The sequence below is a fragment of the Aeromonas sp. 82P genome, from assembly GCF_051919365.1.
In the GTDB taxonomy this organism is placed as follows: domain Bacteria; phylum Pseudomonadota; class Gammaproteobacteria; order Enterobacterales; family Aeromonadaceae; genus Aeromonas; species Aeromonas veronii.
In genome coordinates this window covers 1-5,940 of sequence record NZ_JBQBEV010000005.1, presented here as the reverse complement: position 1 = coordinate 5,940, position 5,940 = coordinate 1, and the positions used below count along the sequence as shown (strand labels likewise).

Below are 5,940 nucleotides of genomic sequence, written 5' to 3'. Positions count from 1 at the left end.
CTGTCCTGCTGGCCCTTGTAGGCGTCAAAGGAGGGCTGTATCAGCCGTGCCCGGAGCGGGTCGTCTGGTCTGGCCCAGCCCTTGCCGTAGTTCCATTTATCCCGCAGGGCGTCAAAGTCTTTTCTATGTCCGGGCGGGGCAATGTTCAGAGATTTACCCGTGCCCAGGTGAACACGGGGCACCAGGATGTGGACGTGGACACCGCCCCCGGCCTCCCGGTGCTGCACGGCGGTCAGATGCACGTCCTGCCTATCCAGTCCGGCAAAGGACAGCGCCTCGAAGTCGTCCAGCACCGCGCCGATCTCGGCGTCACTGGGGGCCTCTTCCTCCGACCAGGAGATCACCGCACTCCGGTATCGATGCTGAAAATCGAGCGAGTCCGCCACGGCGGCGAACTGCTGCGGATCACCCCGCAACACCGCCACCCCGGCACGTTCCTCGCCCTTGTGGTCGTGACTGTCCAGCAAATAGGTCGCCGCACTGCTGGCCTTACCGGTGCTCCCGGCGCTCTCCTCGATGCTACGTAGCAACGTCAGCAGCTCCACCAGGTGAACCGAGCTCCCTACCAGGCGGCATTCGTTCACCGCCCTGGCGATCTGGTTGAGGTTCGATCCCAACGCCGCGAGCTGGCGCATTAGCGCAGGATCTGCCAGGTGGCGGGGGTCTCGTTCCCGCCGCGACCGGGCGGGGGATATATGGGTTTGCTGGTCGGCATCCACCTTGGCTCTCAGCCAGTCGGAGAGGGTCAGCCCCTCGTCGCTGGCCCCCTGGCGCCACTTGGCCAGGGTGGCAGGATCGAGGCGAAGGCTGGCCGTTGTTGTCTTTAGCTCTGGCTTTGTCATTGGCTCTCCAAGCGGCGTAGCAGCGTGGGGTTTGAAGGGGCGGAGCCCCTCACCAGCCCCCGGATACATGGAGACCGCGAAGCGGGCGTAATGTAATACGGGGTCGGCTGGCTTAATACCAGTAAAGCAGAAAACGAGGGGGTCGGCAACTTGCAATAAACGTCACCGTGACAGATAATGAATTACCGTAACAGTGACAGGAAAGAGCATCATGAAGGACGCAGCGGATCAGGGAACTGGGGACATGTTCGGCATCAGGCGAGGTCGTGGTAGACCAAAGACAGGGACAGCCAAGACGGGGGCAGAACGGCAGGCTACCTACCGGGCGAAGCAACAGGAAATAAACGTTACCGTGACGTTAAACAGGAATGATCTGAGGGCAGTAAAAACCATTCTGGCCTTCGCTAAGGTCAAGGGGATCACGGAGATGGTGGACGCGGAAACGCTGGAGCGGATAGAGCGGGCGATCTACGCGATCCCGGCAGACGAGTAACCGGGGCCAGAGCAAGATCGCTCCGTGGACAACGGCCCCGCCCACACCCCCCGATAGAGCCGGGGGGCGATGGACGGCCTTCGGTCCGGTTCCCCACCTCGCGCTGTTATCAAAAGCTGATATAGGCTTGTTTCGATCACGGATGATCACGCTTTAGGTAAACGCTCACCGTACTGGGGGAGATTTGAAGATCGTCCGCTATATCGCGGTTGGTGTACCCCTGAGCCTTAAGCCGCAGAACCTCCGGCAATAGATCGGACTTGTCCTTACCGCTATTGCTCGGCCTTCCCCCTCCCTTGGATACCTTACCGCCCTTAGCCCCTCTCCGCGCTTGGATCTCGGAGGTATGTGTCCGATCAACGTAATCCGCAAACGCGGACGGAGTTAGGTTCCGCCAGACCCAGCGGGCAATGCTCTTGGCCGTAGACTTAATCTCGGACACTGGCAGCGGACCGCCTTGCTCCAAGCCAAACGCATTGGCGCTCTCACAGGCCGCAAGCACGGCATCGGCCCATGCGTCATAGCCGTTGGGCCGCCAAAACCGTCTGACGGCCTTATAGGCCCATTCCCGCACGTTATCGAACACCTCTATGTTACGCCCCAACCCGCTCGCTTCTTTGCGCTTACGGCCACTAAAGGCCGCCAGATCAGCATCTGGGCAAAACTCGGCGAGATAGTCGAGGGTGTAGGGTTCAATGTCGTGCCAGAACGTCATCCAATCGCTGTGGACGGGGTTTTTTGTGACCAGCCCTGCATACCTCAGATCGGCCCCCAATCGTTTCGCTAGAACGTGCTCGATGGCAGCCAGGTAACGCAACGGCCCCAATCTGGCGACACTGGATCGCGCCACGGGCGAGGCCAGCAGGTAACCAAGGTGGTAATTGCCGTTCTCTGGGTTGATCGAGATCCAGTGCGGGGCAGGCAGCCCCCTATCCTGCCACTCGTGGTAGCCATCGCGCTGGGGGTCATGCTGGTGCTTCTTGTCCACGTCGAACACCAGCATGGCGACATGCGGCGGCGGGTTGAACTGGATGTGGCTATAGCCCAGCGCAGTAGCCTGCGGACGAATGAGCAGCCCCATCGATTTGTCGTTGGTGCAGTAGGGGCGGCGCGGAAGCCTGTCTATGAAGAGGTTTTGGGCCGTCTGAGTCAGAGATCACCGCGCTTATTGGCGGTGCAGGGTTGTCTGAGATCGTGCATGTGTTATGCTTTTCCTGTTCTTTGTGAACGGCCCCGAATGCTCTGAGTCTTCCGCCAAGTTGATCAGCAGAGCTTCGGGGTTTGTCTTTTCTGGACAACAAGTTACCGCACCGCTTTCGCTACCGCAACACGTCACGCCCCCTTGCACCCGATAAGGGAGCAGGAACGGATATGGCTGCACCACCCCAAGAGGTCGCATCGAGGAGGTCGATCAGCGGCTTTCCATCGGCCCATAGCCACGGTGAGCCTTGATAGATCGCCAGTTCGTACTCAACCGGGGGGAACTGGCGAATATGGGGTTCTAGGGATTTTCCGTCCAAAAACGACAAAGTGCTCTGGAGGCCACGCCGTCCGCGGCCTCCAGAGGGGTATTACTTTTTTGGCGCTTCACATAGCCAGTCACAATAAATCAATCACTTAGCAGTCTGAATGTCGCATTTGGACGGAAAATCCCTAGAACCCCATCAAGGCCCGATCCATACAGAAGCTGGGCGAACAAACGATGCTCGCCTTCCAGAAAACCGAGGATGCGAACCACTTCATCCGGGGTCAGCACCACCGGCAAGCGCCGCGACGGCCGAGGTCTTCCGATCTCCTGAAGCCAGGGCAGATCCGTGCACAGCACCTTGCCGTAGAAGAACAGCAAGGCCGCCAATGCCTGACGATGCGTGGAGACCGAAACCTTGCGCTCGTTCGCCAGCCAGGACAGAAATGCCTCGACTTCGCTGCTGCCCAAGGTTGCCGGGTGACGCACACCGTGATACAATGGCCGCAGTGCCTGGTATGTCTTTCCGGCACTTCCTGTGTCCATCGTTCACGGCATGCGGGCGTTGGCGAATCCGCGCCGAGCCCGAACCGGCTCCCCAACCTGTAGGTCTTTCCATGTCCGTTGTGCTTGACGAATCCATCGCGGGCGGCCCGCCCGCCACCCGCCGCGAATGGATCGGCCTGGCCGTCCTCGCCTTGCCCTGCCTGGTCTATGCCATGGACCTCACGGTCCTGAACCTGGCGCTGCCGGTCCTCAGCACCGAGCTCTCACCCAGCAGCGCGCAGCTGCTCTGGATCCTGGACATCTACGGCTTCTTCGTCGCCGGGTTCCTGATCACCATGGGCACGCTGGGCGACCGCATCGGCCGGCGCCGGCTGCTGTTGCTCGGCGCGGCGTTCTTCGCGTTCGCCTCGGCGCTGGCGGCCATGGCCCACACCGCCGAGCTGCTGATCGCCGCGCGTGCGCTGCTGGGCCTGGCCGGCGCCACCATCGCGCCGTCGACCATGGCGCTGATCCGCAACATGTTCCACGACGCGCGCCAGCGCCAGTTCGCGATCGGCGTGTGGATCGCCACGTTCTCGCTGGGCAGCGCCATCGGGCCGCTGGTCGGCGGCGTGCTGCTGGAGTACTTCCACTGGGGATCGGTGTTCTGGCTCAACATACCCGTGATGGCGCTGACGCTGGCGCTGGCCCCGCGCTTCCTGCCCGAGTACCGCGACCCGTCGGCGGGCCGCATGGACCTGGCCAGCGTGGGGCTGTCGCTGGCCGCGGTGCTGCTGACCATCTACGGCCTGAAGCAGCTGGCCGAGCACGGCCCGTCCACCACGGCGCTGGCCGCCACCGCGCTGGGCCTGGGCGTGGGGGCGGTGTTCCTGCGCCGCCAGGGCCGCATCGCCTACCCGCTGCTGGACCTGCGGCTGTTCCGCCATGCGGCCTTCTGCGCCGCGCTGGCCGCCTATGCGCTGACCTGCCTGGCCATGTTCGGCGTCTACATCTTCATCACGCAGCACCTGCAACTGGTGCTGGAGCTGTCGCCGCTGCAGGCCGGCCTGGCGACGCTGCCGTGGTCGCTGTCCTTCTTGGCCGGCTCGCTGCTGGCGCCGCAGATGGCGGTGCGCTGGCCGCGCCCGCGCATCCTGGTCGTGGGCCTGTCGGCGGCGGCGCTGGGGTTCGCGCTGCTGGTGGCGGGGCAAGGCCTGTGGCTGCTGGTGCCGGCCACGGTGGTCATGGCGCTGGGCATGGCGCCGGTGTTCACCATCGGCAACGAGATCATCATCACCACCGCGCCGCCCGAACGCGCCGGTGCGGCGTCCGCGCTGTCGGAGACGGCCTCGGAGTTCAGCGGCGCGCTGGGCATCGCGCTCCTGGGCAGCGCCGGCATGGTGGTCTACCGCCAAGGCCTCTCCGCGGCCTGGCCGCAGGCGCTGGGCGGCGATGCGCTGGCGGCGGCCGGCGCTTCGCTGGGCGGGGCCGTGCACCTGGCGCAGGCGCTGCCGGCCGCTTCCGGCGCGGCCGTGCTGCAGGCCGCGCAGGCCAGCTTCACCGATGCGCTGCAGGCCATCGCGCTGGCCGGCGCGCTGCTCGTGGCCGGGGCCGCATGGCTGGTCGCGCGCATGCTGCGCGGCGTGCCGGACACGGCTGCGCAGCACTGACGAGCGGCGCGGTCAGACCTCCTCGCTGCGCACGAACGATTCCAGCCCCTTCACCATGCGCGCGAGCTGCGGGCCGATCTCCTGGTCCAGCAACTCGCGCGGGAACTTGGGGTTCTAGGGATTTTCCGTCCAAAAACGACAAAGTGCTCTGGAGGCCACGCCGTCCGCGGCCTCCAGAGGGGTATTACTTTTTGGCGCTTCACATAGCCAGTCACAATAAATCAATCACTTAGCAGTCTGAATGTCGCATTTGGACGGAAAATCCCTAGAACCCCAATATGCGCCACCGCGTCAGGAGTACCCAACCGACCTGATTTCATACCCGATCTACTTAATTATTGTCACTGTGACGTTATATTACATACTCAACCCGCTACTCTGGCTCTGCTCTTTTCGCAGCACCGCGGCCCTATCGACGATCAACTCTGCGCCTTGTTCAAGCTCTCCAGCGAGCTTTTGACTATGCTCACACTGCTGTTCAATGACCCAAGTGCTGCTCCGGTAGCCCGGTTGGTCTGGTCCAAACTCCGGCCCATGCTGGCTAGCTCGCTCCTGGTACTCTTCTCCAAGGCCACGAAGGCGGTGTGTAAGCTGGCGCAATGCTTCTCGTACTCGCCCAATGTGCTCTGCAACTGCGCCTGCAAGCTCTTCAAAGCGCGCTGTTGCGCGTCGAGCTGCGCCCGCAAGTCCATCGTCTCGTCCTGGTGCCGTTGTTCCATCCGCTCGAATTGAGCTGTCAGCAGCCGCTCTAATTCGGTCATCTACTTCACCCCCACGGCCATCAGGCCCTTGTACGTCCCTTCGTCCATCTTGAACGGTGTATCGATCTGCCTCGCCACGATGTACTGCCCATCTCGGTCGCGCACGAACGTCACCCCTTTGGGCAAGCTGTCTAGGGTCCGTTGGGCTGTGCTGATCTGCTGGTTTAGGCTCTGAAGCTCGGTCAGTTGCCCGGTGATCTCGTTCGCCAGGTACGCTGCCACC

5 protein-coding genes and 2 pseudogenes are annotated in these 5,940 nt (G+C 62.9%); 2 read left to right on the top strand and 5 right to left on the bottom strand.

Annotated elements, in window-relative coordinates:
* Nucleotides 1-842: plasmid mobilization relaxosome protein MobC (mobC, locus tag ACTG2S_RS21260; protein WP_439983288.1), on the bottom strand; the 842-nt coding region annotated here is incomplete at its 3' end.
* Nucleotides 843-1,053: 211 nt separating this feature from the next.
* Here mobC and ACTG2S_RS21255 point away from each other — a divergent pair.
* On the top strand, nt 1,054-1,335 hold the full coding sequence (locus ACTG2S_RS21255; protein WP_082020691.1) for a hypothetical protein: 282 nt from the start codon (nt 1,054-1,056) through the stop codon (nt 1,333-1,335).
* Between the two features lie 136 nt (nt 1,336-1,471).
* Here the strand turns inward: ACTG2S_RS21255 and ACTG2S_RS21250 are convergent, their stop codons facing one another.
* Both ACTG2S_RS21250 and ACTG2S_RS21245 read right to left on the bottom strand, forming a co-directional pair.
* Entirely contained in the window at nt 1,472-2,416 is a 945-nt protein-coding gene (locus tag ACTG2S_RS21250; protein WP_215270799.1) for a replication initiation protein, read from the bottom strand.
* Nucleotides 2,417-3,001: 585 nt separating this feature from the next.
* Nucleotides 3,002-3,298, bottom strand: a pseudogene (locus ACTG2S_RS21245) (phage integrase N-terminal SAM-like domain-containing protein); the annotation flags it as partial.
* Between the two features lie 119 nt (nt 3,299-3,417).
* Here ACTG2S_RS21245 and ACTG2S_RS21240 point away from each other — a divergent pair.
* Complete coding sequence (locus ACTG2S_RS21240; RefSeq protein WP_137187765.1) at nt 3,418-4,956, top strand: MFS transporter; 1,539 nt, start codon at nt 3,418-3,420, stop codon at nt 4,954-4,956.
* 419 nt (nt 4,957-5,375) lie between these two features.
* Here the strand turns inward: ACTG2S_RS21240 and ACTG2S_RS21235 are convergent, their stop codons facing one another.
* A complete protein-coding gene (locus ACTG2S_RS21235; RefSeq protein ID WP_039168756.1) occupies nt 5,376-5,717 on the bottom strand; it encodes a hypothetical protein in 342 nt (113 codons plus the stop codon).
* Nucleotides 5,718-5,940 (bottom strand): annotated as a pseudogene (locus ACTG2S_RS21230) (DUF1640 domain-containing protein); the annotation flags it as partial.